At 40.1% G+C, this 20,006-nt stretch carries 11 protein-coding genes; 5 read left to right on the top strand and 6 right to left on the bottom strand.

What is annotated here, in order from left to right:
• Window positions 1-150 precede the first annotated feature (150 nt).
• The 3 genes from Q0X59_RS03415 to Q0X59_RS03405 form a co-directional block, all read right to left on the bottom strand.
• The gene (locus Q0X59_RS03415) at window positions 151-1,170 is read right to left on the bottom strand and encodes a universal stress protein (RefSeq protein ID WP_199172721.1); all 1,020 of its coding nucleotides are present in this window, start codon (window positions 1,168-1,170) and stop codon (window positions 151-153) included.
• A gap of 192 nt (window positions 1,171-1,362) precedes the next feature.
• The gene (locus Q0X59_RS03410; RefSeq protein WP_297643193.1) at window positions 1,363-2,109 is read right to left on the bottom strand and encodes a C40 family peptidase; all 747 of its coding nucleotides are present in this window, start codon (window positions 2,107-2,109) and stop codon (window positions 1,363-1,365) included.
• A gap of 151 nt (window positions 2,110-2,260) precedes the next feature.
• The gene (locus tag Q0X59_RS03405; RefSeq protein ID WP_297643191.1) at window positions 2,261-3,292 is read right to left on the bottom strand and encodes a CHAP domain-containing protein; all 1,032 of its coding nucleotides are present in this window, start codon (window positions 3,290-3,292) and stop codon (window positions 2,261-2,263) included.
• 192 nt (window positions 3,293-3,484) lie between these two features.
• Here Q0X59_RS03405 and Q0X59_RS03400 point away from each other — a divergent pair, with 192 nt between their 5' ends.
• The 3 genes from Q0X59_RS03400 to pgm all read left to right on the top strand — a co-directional run bounded on the left by Q0X59_RS03400 (window position 3,485) and on the right by pgm (window position 6,758).
• Window positions 3,485-3,739, top strand: coding sequence for a DUF2530 domain-containing protein (locus Q0X59_RS03400; RefSeq protein ID WP_297643239.1), 255 nt, complete (start codon window positions 3,485-3,487; stop codon window positions 3,737-3,739).
• Window positions 3,740-3,941: 202 nt separating this feature from the next.
• Window positions 3,942-5,078 (top strand): diacylglycerol kinase family protein, encoded by a 1,137-nt coding sequence (locus Q0X59_RS03395; RefSeq protein WP_297643237.1) that lies wholly within the window; start codon window positions 3,942-3,944, stop codon window positions 5,076-5,078.
• A 6-nt stretch (window positions 5,079-5,084) separates the two neighbouring features.
• A complete protein-coding gene (gene pgm, locus Q0X59_RS03390) occupies window positions 5,085-6,758 on the top strand; it encodes a phosphoglucomutase (alpha-D-glucose-1,6-bisphosphate-dependent) (protein WP_297643188.1) in 1,674 nt (557 codons plus the stop codon).
• Window positions 6,759-6,941: 183 nt separating this feature from the next.
• On the opposite strand, the gene Q0X59_RS03385 is transcribed toward pgm, so the two are convergent.
• On the bottom strand, window positions 6,942-15,830 hold the full coding sequence (locus Q0X59_RS03385; protein ID WP_297643186.1) for a hypothetical protein: 8,889 nt from the start codon (window positions 15,828-15,830) through the stop codon (window positions 6,942-6,944).
• A gap of 975 nt (window positions 15,831-16,805) precedes the next feature.
• Here Q0X59_RS03385 and Q0X59_RS03380 point away from each other — a divergent pair.
• Complete coding sequence (locus tag Q0X59_RS03380) at window positions 16,806-17,918, top strand: RNase H family protein (protein ID WP_297643184.1); 1,113 nt, start codon at window positions 16,806-16,808, stop codon at window positions 17,916-17,918.
• Between the two features lie 175 nt (window positions 17,919-18,093).
• Window positions 18,094-18,792 (top strand): ribose-5-phosphate isomerase RpiA, encoded by a 699-nt coding sequence (gene rpiA, locus Q0X59_RS03375; RefSeq protein ID WP_075524009.1) that lies wholly within the window; start codon window positions 18,094-18,096, stop codon window positions 18,790-18,792.
• 297 nt (window positions 18,793-19,089) lie between these two features.
• Here rpiA and Q0X59_RS03370 read toward each other — a convergent pair whose 3' ends face one another.
• Window positions 19,090-19,179 (bottom strand): AURKAIP1/COX24 domain-containing protein, encoded by a 90-nt coding sequence (locus Q0X59_RS03370; protein WP_004268639.1) that lies wholly within the window; start codon window positions 19,177-19,179, stop codon window positions 19,090-19,092.
• 202 nt (window positions 19,180-19,381) lie between these two features.
• Window positions 19,382-19,996, bottom strand: a complete 615-nt coding sequence (locus Q0X59_RS03365; protein ID WP_075524010.1) for a hypothetical protein — start codon at window positions 19,994-19,996, stop codon at window positions 19,382-19,384.
• Window positions 19,997-20,006: the final 10 nt, after the last annotated feature.

Genomic DNA, 20,006 nt, shown 5'->3' with positions numbered 1-20,006 from the left:
TTGAAGCTCCTGTGAGGTAAGTAATTCCCACACCTCACAAACACAGTAAAATAAAAATCTTGCAATGAGAGAAACTCCTAGAGCGAAGCCACAACAAATAAGATAATTCTGTAAAACAAACTATGAATTTGAAGTAAATACAGCGAAAATCTAATGCAATGGATCTATTGTTTCTTCAATTTGTTTAGCTTCAGAAACATCTGCTTTAGGTACATCAACTTCATGCACACCGTTAATATCGTCAACAGGAATCGAATGAGAATCCAAAGACGCACCTTTTGCAGCATCCGATTCAACATATTTGCGAGGTACAACATACACTGGTCTAGAAGAATGTTGAAGCAAGCCTTGGCTGATAGAACCAAGTAATAATCCGGTAAATCCTCCGCGTCCGCGAGAACCTACTACAACAAGATCATGAGTTAAACTTGCTTGAGTCAAAGCTGTTACAGCAGATCCAGGAACAACAGAGCAATGAATTTGCAAATCTGGAGTCTTATCTAAAATCGGCTTAACTCTAGCTTCTAGATCATCCATATAAGATTCCATAACTGCAGTATCGCCTTCTGCGCCTTGAACGTAAGGAGCAGCAGAAATCACATCTAACTGCGCATTCCAACTATAAGCTAAATCTGAAGCAATTTCCAAAGCTTTCAAACCCCATTTAGACTCATCTGAACCAACAGCAATCTTTTGAATAGTATTATTCAAATGTATACGCTGACCATTGTCATCAGTATATGGAACAACCACAATAGGGCAATACGCATATGCAGGAAGTGAAGAACTCGTAGTGCCAAGCAATCTTTCTGCAAGACCACCTTTACCACGATTTCCAATAACAATCAATTTATAATTTCTTGAAAGCTCAATAAATACAGAAGAAGGATCTCCTGTAACTATAAGAGTTGTGGCATCTACACCTTGCTCTTTAGCAACAGCTTTTGCTTTAGAAAGTATCTCTTGAGCATCTCGATGCGCTAAATTATCATCTCCAATTGCTGAATAAGTTGCATCAAAAGAAACAGCTGCATAGCTTGGTAAAGAATATGCACAAACAATTTGTAATTGTAAACCAGCATGTTTGGCGTAATTCGCTGCCCACCATGCAGCCTTATAACTTGCGTGCGATCCATCAACACCAACAAGAACGGCTTTATCGTTCATAATCACGCCTCCAGTCTTGTATGCACAACTACATCGTCATGCTTAATTTTATTACTTAAAACAAGAATAGCGCGTTTCAAACGTCAACGTCAATGCGACACAAAATCAAGCAAGCAAAACATATATTTAAAAACACAATATATGCTAGAAATAAAGAATAAAAGAAACAATAATAATTCTTGAATCGTTCAAAACTTAAAGTATGCGGCGAATTGAATATGATCCGCGGAAAATCTGCCTGAGCGGAGCATATTGAGTACCATTATTTTGCGCATTAACAATCATGCCATTACCTACATAAATAGCTGCATGACTACTACTAGCAATAATATCCCCAGGATGAGCTTCATCAAGGCTTGCAACCGCTTTACCAACTTGAGCTTGAGCTCTTGCAGTTCGAGGAAGATCTACTCCCATCTTAGAGTAAACATACCCAACAAAACCAGAGCAATCCCAACCAGAAGTAGTTGTGCCACCCCAAACGTAAGGAACTTTCCCAACAAATTGAGCAGCAAAGTTCAACAAAGCTTCACTTGAACGCTCGTCTGGAGGATCTACAGTAAAATATTGCTCTCTGCTTGAAGAGCCACGATTTACAGAACCACGATCTGAATTTCTGCTTGCTGCTTCACTATAAGCATTTTGGCGATTTAAAATACGAAGACGCTCAGCATCAGCATTTCTCTCAGCTTCACTTTTTGTTTGTGGAACTTTTAGACTTTCAATTCCACCCCAATGTGAATCAGAATCGACATCAGTAAAAACAGCTTCCGTAAACAAATCACGCTTTACACTGTTGACCTTAGGGAATGAACGAGTGGACGTAACATTAGCATCACTAGAATCAGCAGCAAATGCATTAGCGATTGGAATTATGGCAAGAATAAGCGCGCATGCAACAATCGCAGCATAAACACGTGAATAAAAGCTATTTTTAACCATCTCGAAAATGTTAGCATAAACTTAATACATAATTGATTTAAGTACAGTCACATATTCATACAATCAATAGTTCTCACATAAGTATGAACAAATAAAACAGTATGAGCGAGAACGAGAAATATAAGAAAAATTATCGTAAAAATAAGAATATTTAATAGTGAATGAATTGATATTTCGAAATTTCACTAGCTTCAAATTTGCGCGAGAATGTACCGCCATGCAATTTTGCGCCAGACTCCGAAGTTTCAATAGAACCATCGGAATTTACTTTTTCGACTATTGCAACATGACCATAATAACGATCAGAACCAGCTTGACCCGGAGCAAATACCATTATATCTCCCGGATGCCTTGCATTACGATCAACCCAATAGCCAAGAGCGCGCGCAGAATTAGCCCACATACGACCATCCCCCATATGTGAGCCTACAGGTAAGCCTAATTGATGACGGCGCACATAAACCCACCACGTGCATTGGCTGAATTCATAAGTATTGCCTTTATCTCCACTATCGTGATTAGGATTAAAGCCTTTTGGCAAATTACTTATATCTGCTTCCATCAATAAAGCAACTTGCGGATTATTTGCAACAGAACGCGATAGCTCTGAAATATCGAAATTAGTATCTGAATTAAGCGACCACTTAGAATTGTGAGAAGAAGCAGTAGAAAGACCATTTAATACAACAGCTCTATTTTCATAAAAACTTGATCTCGTAGAACGAACTCTATTTAGCGCAACGCGATTATAAGATCTAGAAGCAGAATCCGAATTCTTCTCTACAGATGACTGATAAGAATCAGCAGGGACTTCATATGACTTAGAACCAACTAAATAATTAGAAGAGCTATTAACAACGCTAGATGTCATAACAGCGCCAACCAACGCAATCAATGATGCAGAAATAATAGTTCTTTTACGTCTTTCAGTAGCTAAACGTGCTAAACGAATTTCTCGCCTTGTTTGTGGAATAATATCGTGAACGCTATTAGAAACAATTGCGTCATACTCATTCGCAACACTAAGCTCAGAAGTGGAATTTACTTCACAATTTACTCCACAATCAGAGTCAATCTTATAAACATGTGAAGCGGAATGAGATCCATGGCTGGATGCAAAAAGCGATAAAAACGAATCACCACTACGTGAAACTTTCTTAGCGCCATGTGCAGCATGTCTCATAAAAAACCACCCAACAAAAATCAACTAAACACGCAGGAAACGTAATAAAATCCAAAAACACTTCCCACATTTTTACTCTCAATTTAGTAAGGATACAACGCACTACGGATGACTAGCCACGCCTTATTTTATAAGAAAAAATATAAGACTTTAGAAAAATATAAGACTTTAGCACGTTGTATCATTGCCGTTATGAAATTCGCACCAATTATCAATCCAGATGCGCGAAAAGATACGCCAAAACCATTACGCGTAGATTTACGCACTACATTTGCTATAGGTACGATTATATGGTTTATTACACTAGTTGTTACGCTACTGCTTGCTCTTTTACATGTTATTCCCCTTTTCTTTACATTTGTAAGTGCTATGGGATTTTTTATTGGAATAATATTACTTATTTGGGAGCATTTCGATAGATGGGATTATCGCCGATTAGGCAAATAAAAATCCACATCTTAAACGTCAACGACATACAACCAACAGCTCACGCCAACACACACAACCAACAGCACACACCCACAACCAACACCACACATCTCAAACATTTATTAAAAAGCACTCAAATTTATCTATTCAAATGTGTAAAAAACGTAAATATTTACATTATTATAAAAAATATCGCATTTTGATAAAATATTGTGCAAAAATAATAAGTATGCCAATTGAAGCCACGATAATACTCATGGTGATTGTGTTTGCACTTGTTTGCGCGCCTTTCGTCATCATGATTATTTCTCGTGCCTTAAAGAAGCATCATATGAATGAAACAGTTGCAGCAAGAACTGGCGATTTAGTGCATTACGCATTTATTCTAAATCCTTCTAAACCTCAAGCAGAACAATATCGCAAAACAATAAAAGAATATTGCCAATCTCATGAAATGCAATATGAAATTATTGATACTTTGCTAAACAAAGATGGTAGAGAATGTGCTTTAGAAGCACTTAAACATGGAGCGGATGTAGTAGTAGCAGTCGGCGGAGATGGCACAGTTAGAACAGTTGCGAGCGCAATGAGCGGCACAGAACACGCAATGGGAATTATACCTATTGGAACAGGTAATTTATTCGCAAGAAATATGGGAATTCCTGTAGATGATGCATATGCAGCTCTTCAAGTTGCAACATCACATGGATCGTTGCGCGTAGATATGGGGCGCGTAACGATATTAGATAAACCTTATGAAGATCACGGTCACGCATTTTTAATTATTGCAGGCATAGGATTCGATGCGTTAATGATTGACGACACTAATCCAGCACTAAAAAAGAACATAAGTTGGCTCGCATACTTCGTATCAGGTGTAAAACACTTATTTGCACCAAAATATAGAGGAAATGTGATTTTTACACAAATAGATGGAACTAAAAGCAGCAAAAAAGAAATATCATTCCGCACACTAATGTCTGGAAATTGTGGGCAGATTCCTATGTTCTCGCTTATGCCAGAAGCTTCATACGATGATGGAATACTTGATTTTGAGATTATTGATACTACTGGCGGATTGATTGGATGGGCTAATTTATTTGGTGATGTAGTGCATCAAACACTTACTGGAAAAGCTCAACAAAGTCCACTTTCAACAAACTCTAAAATAGAACAACTTCAAGGTTTAGAAGCTGAAGTATTGCTGGAAAGATCCGCTCCTGTACAAGTAGACGGAGATATTCTAGGATACACAAAACACTTGCGTTTTAGCGTTGATAAACAAGCACTATGCGTGCGAGTACCAGAAAGCTTAGAGTCTTCTGTAAGCCAAAATACCACCGCCGTGGCAAAATAAAAAATTATGGTAGCAAAAAATGCGGGTATGCCCGCCACCCCAGAAGATCTAGTCAACGTCGATGCTTTAATCGGCGCATACTATGATGAAGTTCCAAATTCAAATATTCCAGAACAGCGCGTGATTTTCGGCACTTCCGGTCACCGTGGTTCAGCTTTGAAAACTTCGTTTAACGAAGCTCACATTGTTGCAATCACGCAAGCTATTGCTGAATATCGCAAGAAAGCTGGCGTAACTGGACCTCTTTATATTGGTCGCGATACGCATGCTCTTTCTGAGCCTGCTCAAAAGACAGCTATTGAGGTTTTAGTTGCTAACGGCGTTCACGTTCGTGTGGACTCGCGTGGCGACTTCGTGCCAACTCCTGTTGTGTCACAAGCAATTTTGACGCATAATCGCGCAGCAGATGGCACTCAACGTTTCAGCGGTGAAGGTTTAGCTGATGGCATTGTTGTAACTCCTTCACACAATCCTCCAACTGACGGCGGTTTTAAGTACGATCCTGTAACAGGAGGACCTGCTCCTGCAGACGTAACTAACGCAATCGCAGCTCGCGCAAACGAATTACTTGACAACTACAAGTCAGTAAAGCGCGTGCCTTTCGAAGAAGCAATCAAATCTGATTTAGTAGAAGGCTTCGATTACCGCGAACACTATGTAAGTGATTTAGCAAACGTAATTGATTTCGATGTGATTCGATCTAGTGGCGTACGTTTGGGAATCGACCCACTTGGTGGAGCAAGCGTAAACTACTGGCCACTTATGAACGAAAAGTATGGATTGAATATTGGCGTTGTTCGTCCAGAAGTTGATCCAACTTGGCGATTCATGACAATTGACCACGATGGTAAGATTCGAATGGATCCAAGCTCCCCTTACGCAATGAAAGGCTTAGTTGATCAGCTTAACGCTGGCGCTTGGGATAAGTATGATCTAGTTGGCGGAACAGATCCTGATGCAGATCGACATGGAATTGTGTGCCCTAACTGGGGCGTTATGAACCCAAATCATTACATTGCTGTGTGCGTTGAATACTTGTTCGGTGGCGCTCGTCCAAATTGGCCAAAGAATACTGCAATCGGAAAGACGCTTGTGTCTTCTTCCCTTATCGATCGCGTAGCTGCTTCTATTAACGCAAAGCTTGTGGAAGTACCAGTTGGATTCAAGTGGTTCGTTGATCCACTCTTTAGCGGCGAAGTTGCTTTCGGCGGAGAAGAAAGCTCCGGAATGAGCTTCCTTCGCAAGGATGGTCGCGTTTGGACTACAGATAAGGACGGCTTGATTCCAGACTTGCTCGCAGCTGAAATTACTGCAAAAACAGGCAAGAACCCAGCTCAACTTCACCAAGATCAGGTTGCTCGCTTTGGCGAAAGCTGGTATAAGCGCGTAGACACTCCAACTACTCTTGAGCAGAAGCAGAAGTTCGCAGCTCTAAGTGGCAACGATGTTGAGGCGACAAAGCTTGCTGGCGAAGATATTACAGCAAAGCTTACAGAAGCTCCTGGAAACGGTGCTAAGATTGGCGGTTTGAAGGTTACTACCAAGAATAATTGGTTCGCTGCTCGCCCATCTGGAACTGAAAACATTTACAAAGTTTATGCTGAGTCATTTGTTTCTCCAGAAGCTCTAGACAAAGTTCTTGAAGAAGCTACTGCTGTAGTAGATAAAGCTTTAGCTTAAAATAACTTATAAATTTGAATTAAGACTTGCGTTGGAATTAAATCTATTATTCTAACGCAAGTCTTATTTTTATTATGCAATAGTGTAAGCTTTCACACGCACACAAAACTACACAAGCAATTAAAATTATTTACAATCACGAAAATACGTTATAGCTTTAATTGCTTCAAGAAACTACTACTTCTAATAGTTTCTTAAAGAAGAGCTGCAATGCTTGATCAAAGCGCGTGAGAATCCGCGAGAGCTAAACACTGATACAAGCCATCCGCGCTTTCCAAACGCGCCTGATGCCAAGAACAGCGCAAGCAGAACACCAAACAACAAAGTGAACCATATTGCAGCTTTACCACCACTAAATGGAAGAGCAATTGGTTTAACGTTTATACCGCCGAGTTGTATGTAACCGAGTATTGCAGATTTATCATCTTTACTAGCACCATAGCCTTCGCTCTTATTGCCAACCGAATCCTCAGTTTGAGCATACACAGCGTATATTGCAGTTTTGCCATTTTGTGCTAATAACTTCTTAAGTTCATCGGTATCAACACTTCCGTCAGCTTTAGTGATAGTCCACTCAGGATTCTGCGGATTCCCGCCATTTAGCCTACGAACGTACACCTTAAGCTTGTTCTTAACTGTTGCGCGCGTATCGTAGTCGTCATAAGCGTCTATGAATCTCTTCTTATCTCCATCTTTAGAAACACTAGAGTCAGAATGCTGATTATTCTCGTCTTTAGTATTGAACGTGAAGTCAATGTTATCCACGTCAACACCGTAAGGGTTCGTAACACTAGTTCCTTCAAGCGCGCCAGCTGCTTTAACTGTTGGCTTAACGTTGTCTGTTGCAACCAAGTACACAGGCATTACAGCTTCGTCAACACTATCGTTCGCGTCTTGCTTTGCGTGGTCGCTTCCTTCAGATTCGCGTCCGCGAGCATCGTAAATCGTCTTATCTACCCAGCTCACACCAAGGGACATAATAAGCCTGTTATCCAAGCGATTTCGCCCGTCACTGCCCGTAGACTCAAAAATCTTATTCGTGTCAGTAAGCTTAAAGCTACGGTCGATTGCTCCAGAGCTACCCCAGCGAGGTTTGCCAGCAAAATCAGTTACTTTACGACTAGAAGCATTATCTTCAGCAGTTTCGCCGCAAACCTGCTTGCCGTCTACTTTTCTACACACGTTAATATGTGAGAATCCGCCGCCGTTGTGACCATTTTTATCTGTAATATCCTGCATATCAATAATGTTTATGAAGGACGTCTTTTCTGAGCTTTCCGACAGAGTATACATCATGTTGCCATTTATTGCGTTAAGACCGTCAGTACGAGTCGTTTCTGCAATAACTTTATCGTTACCTTTTATTTCAGCTCGTAGCGAAGGCTGGCAATCCGCAAATGGCAAAGGTGTTTTACCATCTAAGCCTTTGCACTCATCATCTGGATGCAACTTCTTATTTAGCTTAAGATTTACTACTGATTGCAAATCGTTAAAATTAACTGGAGTTTTGTCCGAAAGATTGTAAACGTAGAACAGCGACTTTTTATCCGGAGACAGCACAAGACCAGGATCATCTGCCCTACCCTCAATCTTAGGCGCTTTAGACCTATCTTGAGTTCCATTCTTCATAGGCACGTCTACCACATAATCTGCAGCACCGTTTCCTAAGCCATCGTCATCCTGACCTTTGTTAGTGTTTCCACCACCGTCGCTATTGATTCCATCAACAGAGCGCAATCGCACAAATCGCGTAACTTGATTATCTCGAGGAAGTGGCACAAGCACGCGGCTTCGCCAACCACTAGTAAACACAACCAAATCTTGCTTTTCTTGAGGTATAGATCCATAGCTAGGAGTTACTTTAGGCTGTGTATAAATATTCTTTCCGTCCTCATCAGTTTGCCTGTAGTCATACTCTCTAAATGTCACCATAGTCTTGCCAGCGCCCAGCTTTATGTCATCATTTGTGACGACTTCGCTATCGTTACCAAGCCACTTTCCTGTGTTGTGGTTTTCTTTAGTGAGCTCTAGTCGTATTGCTCGCTGCTCAGGATTACTAAGCAGCATTGGGTGCACTTGCACAATACGTCTGCGCATCGAAACATCAAAGTACACACAATCGGAAGGCTTTGATTTCCAATCACTTGGCTTAACATCATCCGGCCTGCACACTTCGTCTGTTCTCTCTTTTGCTATTTCCATTGGAAGAACGTCAAGCGTGTCTTCATTAGCATCGGAAGCTCTATTTTTTGAAGACGAACGCGAGCTAGAACGATTACTTGCACCAGCAGGCTCAACTAAAGCCGCACGAGCACTCTTATTCCTATTCCCGTTCCTCACATCTGAATTTTCTACGAGTTCTTCAATGCTTTTAACACCAGGCATCCACGTCCATGGTCCAATATCTCTTCGCGCACGCGCTCTAACCACGCTTCCAGGAGCTAACTTGCCTCTCTTGAAAAGAACAACAGCGTTACCGTTTTCATTTTTAATCTCAACTTCATCTGAAGAAGGCTTATTTTCACTATCATCACAATATCTCCAATTATTGTTACCAAACCAGCAAACAGAAAGCGTTTTTCCAATACTGAGCTTATCTTCAGTTACAGCATTATCAGCGCTGTTATTAGGATTGTAGTAGACTACCATTCGCTTAGAATATTGAGGCGATGTTACTTTAACAACATTATTTCTGCGAGCGTTTGTAACAGCTTGGCCATTCCTCTTAACGTAACTGTCGTTGCCATTAAGCCAAAGATTGTCTGAATTTGCAGGCTGATCGTTGTTTTCGCCATCATAGTAGGCAACAACGCTTGGACTTTCCATTTTCGTCCACTTAGTTTTAAAGCAGCCCACAGCAGTTTCTTCGCTTTCGTTTCCAACGGAATCCGAAGTTTTAGCAAACATCCTAAAGGTGGTTGGCTTTGCGGGATCAGGATTTTGCAAATCCGTGCTTCTGTAACGCTCAATAAATCGGCGTATTAAATATTTATCTTCATATCCATCGCGCACAAAACGTATTCGAGGAGTTCTACCTTTAGAATCTTTTACGCCGTCTGCTTCAATATCTATTTGCAAATTGCCTAAAAGCGCTTTACTTGATTGACCTGTATCAACTTTTAGCCACTTACGCCAACTAATCTTTACGTCAATTTGACCGGTCGGCGTATATGCGTTAAAGTCATCCTCCAGCTTCAAATTTTCAGGCAAAAGCAATGTACCAGTATCCGTGCGATACCAATCGTTCTTCTCTAAATCAATTAAATCGTCATCGATTGGAGTACAATCCTTTTTGCCTTGACCTGGGAGCATGCAGATGCCGTGAATATTCCAAGCTTTATTTTTTTCAGGGTAGCTTTTTCCGCTAATCGTTGGCTTTTGACCATCCACAGGCACAAACCACACGTTAATTACGTTTGTTGTGGTATTTTGGTCACCATTTACGCGGAATGTAAGATCGTTCACAATCGAGCCATTGTGTACGTACAGTTGCGCATGCATGAACGGTCGCTTAGCGAAATACCTTTTTGCATGCTGTTCCTGATTTTCTCGTTCACTACCTTTCAAAGTTGGCACATCATCATAGTCGTTTACATACCTTACTCTCCTATTTTCAAGTATGACTCCGTGCTTTATGCCGTCTTTAGTGTCAGCATCCGTGTCACCAATATCCAAGCCATCCGCTTGACCGTTGACATTTGCTCCTCCAGGCATGAGGAAATGCTTGTGAATTGCGTACGTACTATGCTTTTCGCCTTGGTTTATTCTGTCTGTAATAGAAACTTCATTACCTGTTTCAACATACTCCCCTTTGCCATTCTTTTTAAGCTCCATGTTGACGTTTACATCGTCTGCAAAAGAACCCTTACGACCAGACTCAGATACAGAATCGTACTTTACTAAATCGAGAACGTTCTCCCACTGGCACTTTCCAAGATTGTCAGAATAAGCTAATTTACAAGTTCCATCATTAGGAGCATAACCGTACCAATTACCGCGATCAGGAAGATCACCATCCCAACCACCGTTGCCTCCAGGGCCATATAAAATGTCGTGCTTATTTTTAGAACCGTCAAGGTATTTGAGAGATGGTTGCGGCTTATTTGTTGGGTCTGGAATTACAGGCGTTCCTTTAATCAAATCCAATACAGCGTTCGTATTAAGCCTTTTTTGCGTGTTAATATCCCACTTATACACTAAATACTCGTTGCCAAAGTCTTTATCTCCGTACCACTTAAGACCAGGGTCAGAGTCTCTTCCACTAACCTTTGTGCTTTTAAGATCCCACTTGTAATCTTTTCGCATATTCACATATCGTGTAACTTCATGCGTAGCAGGATTTAGAACAGTTTCATCCTTTGCTTCCAGCTTATCTATAGTGAGATTCTTCTTAGAATGCTTCATATTGGAAGCAGTTTCAGCTGTAGGGAAATCGTCATGAGATATACGCTTAGGACTAATATCCAAGCACAACTTCCATTGCAAATCATTCTTGTGGTTATTATCCGCCTTGCAAGAGTACTGATTCTTCGATTCACCGTATGCGTAAGTAAATGAGTTAGAAGCATCATAGCGGTTGTAAGTATCGTACTTGTCTTCGCCCTTAATACCGATTTCTTCCTTGCGATATCCGAAAATTCGCTCATTCTTATTGTCGTGACGCATCCAAGTAAGCAAAGCTCCGGTTTCAGAATCGTTTAATTCAAATGGGCTTACTTGCACTAAGCCGTTTGGCCAAGTAATATCGAGCGGAAGCGGATCGGACTCTTCGTGATCCTTGTAGTGATCCGCATAATCTCCAATAATAGGCCACAAATTATTTTGACTCTTATTTGGAGTATTTTCCGCTACAGAGTATGCGTCCACATAAATTCTGGAACCAATTTCCGCAAAGTATTCTGGAATCTCAATATTTCCTGTTGCAGGATCAAAAGTGATTTCGCAACTGTCGCCATCTTTAGCAGTGCAGCCCTTGAAGTGCTTATCGAGATCAGATGTAATTACACGCTTTGAATATTTCTCACGCAATTGATCGTCAGATGTATGAGCCCTATCGTCATCAGCAGCCGCCCTAGAAGCATCTGCTCCAGCAGCTAAATTCTTACCCTTATAAGTATTAACCTGCTCCCAACGATCAGTATTTCCATGCCGCTGAATAATAATGCCATAGCAGCTGCCATCCGTAGGGCACTTTTCGTCAAAGCTCAAGTCTTTGCCATGGGATTTATCCTTAGTTTCCGCAGGACCATCTTTACCGCGCGGCCAAATTCTCACCATAATTGAACGCACACGCTTATCTTCATCCCAAGGATTCACGCGCCCAACATAATGGCCATTCCTCTTCTTATCCCACCAAACGTTTGGCAAACCGTAGCCAGGAGATACAATAATCAGCCTAATCTTCTTTATTACAGAATTTCCAACTTCATCCCAGCCGTGGAATATTAAATCGTGCACACCTCTATCTGCAACGTCAACTTGAGGCGAACCACCATTAGAGCCGTTGAATTTATCGTTAATAACCCAGCCCTCTTTGTCTGTCTCAGTATTCGGCATACCGTTATCGTGCACAAAATCGTCATAACTTATTGTAGTAAAGTTACCGCATCCATTTTTAGCACAATCTTTGCCAGACTTACTCTTGGTTATCATTTCGAAGTCGTTGTAGAAATCCTTACCAACATACTTCTTGATTTCTGCATTGTACTTACTCTGATCATCGTTTTTACCATTGACGCCAAGCATAATCTTCCTGTCGTCATGGCCTTTAACCCAGAACTTAATCCTGCTCTTAGTTGCAATCTTCAAACCATCAGCAGGCACAGTCATAGGCTTACCGTTATTAACGCTAACTTTTACATCCAACGTTGGCTTCTCGTAATCAACGTACGGGAACACAACAGGTATAACAGTAGTTGAATCGTCCCAGAAAGTAATCTTTAAATATTTTACAAACACGTAATTTGGCAAAACTTCAGGACTTTTACCATCCTGCAACTGTGCACTGTAACCATTACGCATCCACGTTCGATATAAACCACTAGCTTTATCTTTAGCCTTATTTATAAGCTTTTCAGGCACAGGATCACCCTGCTTTGAGCCTTTAGGAGCATAGTAAATATACCAAACGTTACGCGCAGTTGATTGTTGAGGCTTAGGCCAGCATTCAGGAATATTAGAGTCGCGGTCAGCGCTATCTCGGTCACCGCTATCCCTATCACCGCCATCTCTATTCGCATAATTTGCAGAGCGATCGCCATTAGAAGCAGACCTATTAGACTCATCAGTTTCATCTTTAAAATCGTCAAGAATCTTAGAATGAGCGCAACGGTTTGAAACGGTTACAATAGGAACTTTAACAGCAATCTTAGTTTCAGCATCCTTAAGAGTGTTCGACATAAGCTTATCTCCCCACTTATCCGTCCACTCAGCTTTGTATACAGCGTTATCTTTTATTGCATCGTTTGCGCCATTATCTTTACTTCCTTCATAGGTTCTATCAAGTGGATACGTATCTTTTACTGAACCGTACTTGAACTGGTTACCCATGAGATCGCTATTAAGCACGTCTGTGTAAAGGTTAGGATCAAAAGACTTCACCTGATCATACAAACGACCCTTATTGTTTTCGAAATTAACAAATCCCTTATTTTCACTACCAGAATTAAGCACAATCGGATTCGGAAGAGGCTTATCGTAAGAATAATACGTAGGAGTTTTGTCGTCTTTATTCCACTCTTCAGTTTGCAAAGGCTTAAACACATCTGCTTGCGTAATAATTCTGTACCACAAATCCTGCGTTTCGCTGATTTGATAGTAATCGTTACGATACTTCAGCTGAAGTTTATGCCTTCCAGGAGTTGAATCCTTAGTATTATGATCGTCCACACCCGGGTAGCGGAACCACTGATTACCACGCGCATAATTGTTATTTGGAGAATAAAAATCAGGAAGTAAACGAATATCTTTAGTCTCTTGAATACCTGGAGAACTTGCCAAAGCCCTGTTAATTAAAGGATTGCCATTCTCATCTTCAAGCAACATACTTGAAATCTCCATCTTACAATTCTCATTAACCTTACCAGAGGAATCAAGGCATATACCGTAGCGAGAAATGTACTTACCATTATTTCCGTAAGTTGAAGGATCATCATCACCATCAAGTGGGAATTCACCATCTTTATTCAAACCAGGGCCGAATGGTCCTAAACCAGTACCCCTAAGGAAGTGAAGACGCGGGCTCTGCACATCCATAATTCTTGGCACACCATACCACTGTTCATACAACGAAGTGTAACGATACGACTTACTAAAACGACCTGCTGCTTTCAGCGAGTAAATGCTACTCCAAGCGCCAAATGGATCAGTCTTACCATACGTTAAAGAAGGAGAAGTTGCACCAAAATAAGATCCTGCACCATAGAAGAACGAATCATTCTCATGGCCTCTAGCAGTAGTGGTAGTGAAATGAATCTTGTAAGTGTACGGAATCAAATCACCGTTTTTAAGCTTGTTAGTGAAGAGGAATATTTTAGTCTTTTTTGTGCCACGAATAGCTTTATAAAGATTGTCAATTAGCTTCACATACGCAGGGCTATAACCTCTTGAATACGCTCCTTCAAGTTTAGGAGCAAGCTGATGGTCACCACCAGAAGGGAAAGCGTAATTCGTGCTGTGCATGCAGTCAAGAGCATAGCCATCGTTACATGTGCCTATGAAGTTGCCGTTCTTTTCATAGTTCTCTTTCTGATTTCCACCTTCGCCAATTTGAGGAGTGTTAACAATATGCGAGTAACCATTGTTGCCACGTATCTGATCATTCGACTTAATCCAAGCATCTTCTATGGTTTCACTAGGCAAAACATCGCCACCGGTAGTTTCAATGCTGCACAAACCATTAGGATTATCCCAAGAGAATGAGCAAGTTTCACGAGGAGGAACGTAAGACGGATCTTCTGGCTTCTTCTGCTTCTTTAAATCTTCATTATGCTTATTCTTTAAGTAGAGAGCAGAACGTTCCCTACCCGTGTACAATACGCGCTGAATATACTGCCTTCCGCCTTCGCTACCCTTGTCTAGAATCTGATTTTCTGGAACTGTGAAGTAATTTAGCGCATCTGCAGCACCATGCGTACGACCTCCAGCATTAAAAATAACATCCCACACAAATCCGCCGCCGGAAGCCTTAGGTGTGCGCTTTACGAACACGAAGTCCGCAACATCATCCAAAGGTGTTTTATTGGTATCAATGCCTCGCCCTGCATCATCGTAAGCAAGATTACGAAGACGCTTAACAATATACGTACCCTTAGGGTAAGGCGTGAAGTAAGTTTCAGCATAATGATTAGATCCGGAAGGATCTTCAGGAACTGGGCCATTCTTATAGTATCCACGATTACGCTCAAAAGCGCCACCTTGCCTATATCCTATACCATTAACATCCAAATCGTGTCCGTTAGTAGCGCGCAAACCAGCGCCATCACCTTTAGTAGTGAAGCATTCACCTAAAGCGTAATCCTTATTGCAACCAGGAGTGTAAGGCGGGTAAGAATCGCGATCATCGCTGCGATTTTGCGCTGCGCGATTTTGTGATTGCGCATCTAAATTACTTAATCTAGATATAGCGTTAAAAGGATTGCTCGTATTTTTAAGATTGAAAAGATTAGAACCAAAACTATCTTTAACAAATCTATTAGCAATAGACGCTTTTGTAAAAGGATTATTTGAATTTGCGCTTAAGTTTGATGCAGCTAATTGTAAGGAACGCAACGCGTTAGATACAGCATTTGAACTATCGGAGGAATCGGAACTATCGGAAGAATCAGACGAACTAGACGCACTAGTTTTAGAATCGTTTGCTTTAGATACAACAGTTTCACTAGCAATAGCAGCGCTTGGAGCAATGCACATCGGAAGCCACATCGCAACCGAAATCACACAAATAAGAATAGTTTTAGCTATACTCTGGGCACGCTTGCTTATAAAGGCGAAAGCATCTCGCATAATCGCCCAAATGCTGCGAATAATCGCCAAAATGCTGCTCATTACTTCACTTAACTTAAACATTCTCATAACTCTTAGTGCACTCCAACGCACAACCAACCCACACGCTCTAAGCATCACACACGCTAAAAGCATCGCGTAATTAGCAATAACTTAAAAGCAACTCCACTTACAACTGTTAAACGCTAAAATCTTAAAACCTTAAAATCGCATACTAAAAGATTCGCAAAAACCTATAGCAATACATTTAAAAATTAACGAATAACATTGCAAATTTCTAAAAAGTAATATTTATGCAAATATAGTTCTGTAAATTTTAAACTTATTTACACAAGTACATGAACTTTGCGGAAAACAACTTGCAACACCTTGAAATGCAGCATGCATATAGCATTAAAGCTTCACTAAATAGTGCAACAATGCGCTTTAAATTAGTAGTAGTCATACGCATATTCCCTCTTTTTTACGCACAAATCTCATATGAAATTTGTTTCATTTTTAAAATTCAAATAGTCACAATTACAAAGTAATAACGTAATAACAAATAAAGGTCGATAATAGGCATTCGTTATTACAATATGACTATTGATTGGAGGTTAAACGCACACTTTTAACCTCCAATACACTAAATAAGACTACTTATAAGCTAGACAAATTTTCATCCAAAATATAAACAAAAGTCAGTGAACACTAACAAACTAATACCCCCCCCCCAGATTTATTAGCAATATCAACGATTTAGCAAATCGCACTTTAAAAGTAACAAAAAAATTTTTCACTTATAATACAAATTACGTTGTGTTGTATTACTTTTATAAAAATATATGCCACTTATTCAAACACTAATAAAAATAAACACGTGTTCAACTACTAATAAAATGGACACTCGCGCAATCAAAAAATCCAACAGAAAACATAAAAACAGGAAAAGCACAAAACACAAAGCGATTAAAATTATCGATGATTTTGTTTTAATATACGATAAAATTTGTGATATAAATCATAATTTATTAGAGTAAAAATGGAATTCGAAAGGCTTGAAAAATGATTGTTGTTTCTACTGACGGCTCAGCTCTTGGAAATCCGAATGGTTCAATGGGATGGGCTTGGGCAGATCATAGCGATGAAATTGGAACTGCTCACGAACACAATCATACAGGAAACGCAGATGCTGGCGGAGCTAGTAATGGAACTAATCAAATTGGTGAATTATGCGCTGTTTTAGAAGCTTTGCGAGCGCATCCTGGAAGCGAAGACTTAACAATTGAAACTGATTCACAATATGCAATCAACTGTTCGACTACTTGGATTCACGGTTGGAAAAAGAATGGTTGGAAAAATTCGAAAAATGAACCGGTTAAAAATTCTGATTTAATTCGTGCGATTGATGCAGAAATATCTAAAAGAAAAGGATCTGTAAAATTCGTTTGGGTTAAAGGGCATGCAGGAAACGCTGGAAATGAAAAAGTCGATACTTTAGCTCGAACTTATGCAGAAGATTGTGCAAAAGGAGCAAAAAAAGGGTATCTTCCTTTAGAAGGCTGGAAATCCCTACTTTCTTCTCCTTATGCAAGCGGAACAGATATTCCTGACGAGGCAAAACTTTTACTTGAAAACAAGATTTCTAATGAGGAGTATCACGCGAATCGCACTGTTGAGAATAATACTAATCCTGATTTTGAAAATAGCGATACTACGAATAGCAATACCACGAATAGCGATACTAAAAATAGCGATTTTCCTTTAGACAACTTAGACAACTTAGACAACTTAGACAATATAGAATCGCTAAACACAGACACACAAGAATCAGATACACAAGAGTCAGACTCACAAGAGTCACAGAATACAGAAACAAAAGAGCCAGAAACAAAAGAGCCAGACGCACAAAACACAAACTCACAAGAATCAGACTCACAAGAGTCACAAAACACAGACACACAGGAATCAGACACAAATAATTACAAATCCATACAAGGCTTAAGCGTATCTGGAATATTAAAATTCACTCCACCTCCTGCAACAAGTCCAAGTTTTACAGGCGAAGCTCGATTCATTAGCGGAAGAATCAACATAAGCGGATACGTTCAGCCAGACGGAACACTTCAATTAGAGCCAACATCTTTTTATATACAAACCAACTCAAACAATCGTTAAAAATCAACCTAAAGGATAATATGTATATGTATATATGAGTGCATATAACTATGCACCACACATAGCATATATAGAAGTTTACGGAAGCTTATTGATAAGTTTACGGAAGTATAAAACGCATTTAGTTTCACAAAACTTCTATTAAGCTGTGTAATCACAAAAGAAAGCAGGAACAATGGATAAAGCACAACAAGATGCGCTTAAGAAAGCAGCAGGCATCGAAGCCGCAAAAATCGTAAAAAATGGCATGATGGTAGGTCTTGGAACAGGCTCTACAGTTCGTTTTTTGGTAGATGAACTTGGACGCAGAGTAAAAGAAGAAGGCTTAAGCTTTACAGGAGTTACAACTTCAAGACGCACTCAAGAGCAAGCCGAGAGCTACGGAATCAAAATTCTAGACATCAACGAAGTTGACCATATTGACGTCACAATAGACGGATCTGACGAAGTCGATAAAAACTTTAATGGCATTAAAGGTGGCGGAGCAGCTCTTCTTTGGGAAAAGATTGTTGCAATTAACTCAAACAAGATTGTGTGGATTGTTGACGCAAGCAAAGTAGTAGATACAATTGGCAAATTCCCTCTCCCTGTTGAAGTGATTCCATTCGGATCTGCTCAAGTGATTCGTAAGTTTGAAAAGCGCGGATACAAGCCAGTATTGCGTTTAGATGCAGATGGCAAAGAAGTTCGCACTGATGAAAACAACTTCGTAGTTGATTTACATCTTGAGCGTATTGAACATCCACAAGAATTAGCTAAAGATTTGATTGAAACTGTTGGCGTTGTGGAACACGGATTGTTCTTAAACATGGTAGATACAGTGATCGTAGGAGATCCAAACGGACCACGTACTCTTACAAATCCAAATAAGTAAGTAAAAAATAAAAGTAGAGCCAGCGATTTTGCAGGCTCTATTTTTTTATATCTAAAAAGCGGATTATTGGATTATTCCGGTTTAAAGCCTGTTATTTCGGATTGATCCAAGCTATTTCAGATTTATTCAGGCTAATTAGTGTTATTTCAAGCTAATTCAAACCAACCAAAATCAACTCAAATTAACCCAAACCAACTCAAACAAAAAAACTCAAACAAAATTATAAAAAGCGCCGGAAATCTCCGACGCTTTAAAAGTATTACGTGCCCCCAAACGGGCAGACGCGCTCAGCATATATTACTTGCGCTGATGACGAGTCTTACGCAGCAATTTGCGGTGCTTCTTCTTGCTCATCCGCTTGCGGCGCTTCTTAATGACAGAACCCATTTGAAGCCTCCAATCCTAGTAAAGTGTGCAACTTGGCTAATGGTACACCGTTTTAACGACTTTCACGCCAAAACACTATTTTAATGCAATATTTTCCAAATATAGCATGTATTAAAAGCAATATGTCACAAATTGCAAAACGCAACATAAAGCATTATGAGAATATCTTGTATTACACGCTATTTTCTTTAAAAACAAGAAATCACATAGGGAAACTACGATAGAATCTTTCTACTGCTTGTTTAGCACCAGAAACTTGGAACACAGCTGTATCGTTTTGCCAAATAACAGTAGCATGATTTTTATCTTCTTCAGACGATCGCACTATATAACTGCCAACTGTCTTTGAAGAAACTTGAATCTTTCCTGTAGCTAAATCATCACCTTTCAAGCCAGAAACCAAAGCCTCATATTGCTTAGTAGATGAATCTTTAGTTGGCCATTGAGCAACAATAACGGAAACATCATCTCCATTTTCTCCAGTCGAATACTTTAATGTGTATTCTTCTAAAGGAGATGCATTATTCCATATAGCACTTGCAGAAGCATCTACGCGAGCAAAATCAAGAACACTGTCTGGCATTGCTTTCAAAAGAGCACTAGCGTTAGTTGGCAACTTTTTAGCTTGAATAGATGGCGTCTTAGGCGCTGTAGCAACATGCTTAGAATGAGTGTTATCAGAATGATTCAAAGCCCACCCAGGCCACACAAATGCAGATAACAATGCAAGCACAACTACTAAACCTGCAGAAGCTAAAACAATAAATAGCCCACGATGAGAATGAGAACTAGAATTTGAATTGCTGCTATATGACATGCTTGTATTA

It is taken from the genome of uncultured Gardnerella sp., from assembly GCF_947280595.1.
GTDB classification, from domain to species: Bacteria; Actinomycetota; Actinomycetes; order Actinomycetales; family Bifidobacteriaceae; genus Bifidobacterium; species Bifidobacterium vaginale_A.
The sequence above is the reverse complement of the archived record's forward strand: the minus strand, read 5'-3'. Positions and strand labels throughout refer to the sequence as shown.

What these genes read in the sequence shown, in the direction of transcription:
- Q0X59_RS03400 (WP_297643239.1), top strand. Translation starts at nt 3,485, where the DNA reads ATGAAATTCGCACCAATTATCAATCCAGATGCGCGAAAAGATACGCCA.
- Q0X59_RS03405 (WP_297643191.1), bottom strand. Translation starts at nt 3,292, where the DNA reads ATGAGACATGCTGCACATGGCGCTAAGAAAGTTTCACGTAGTGGTGAT.
- Q0X59_RS03370 (WP_004268639.1), bottom strand. Translation starts at nt 19,179, where the DNA reads ATGGGTTCTGTCATTAAGAAGCGCCGCAAGCGGATGAGCAAGAAGAAG.
- Q0X59_RS03385 (WP_297643186.1), bottom strand. Translation starts at nt 15,830, where the DNA reads ATGAGAATGTTTAAGTTAAGTGAAGTAATGAGCAGCATTTTGGCGATT.
- rpiA (WP_075524009.1), top strand. Translation starts at nt 18,094, where the DNA reads ATGGATAAAGCACAACAAGATGCGCTTAAGAAAGCAGCAGGCATCGAA.
- Q0X59_RS03380 (WP_297643184.1), top strand. Translation starts at nt 16,806, where the DNA reads ATGATTGTTGTTTCTACTGACGGCTCAGCTCTTGGAAATCCGAATGGT.
- Q0X59_RS03410 (WP_297643193.1), bottom strand. Translation starts at nt 2,109, where the DNA reads ATGGTTAAAAATAGCTTTTATTCACGTGTTTATGCTGCGATTGTTGCA.
- Q0X59_RS03365 (WP_075524010.1), bottom strand. Translation starts at nt 19,996, where the DNA reads ATGTCATATAGCAGCAATTCAAATTCTAGTTCTCATTCTCATCGTGGG.
- pgm (WP_297643188.1), top strand. Translation starts at nt 5,085, where the DNA reads ATGGTAGCAAAAAATGCGGGTATGCCCGCCACCCCAGAAGATCTAGTC.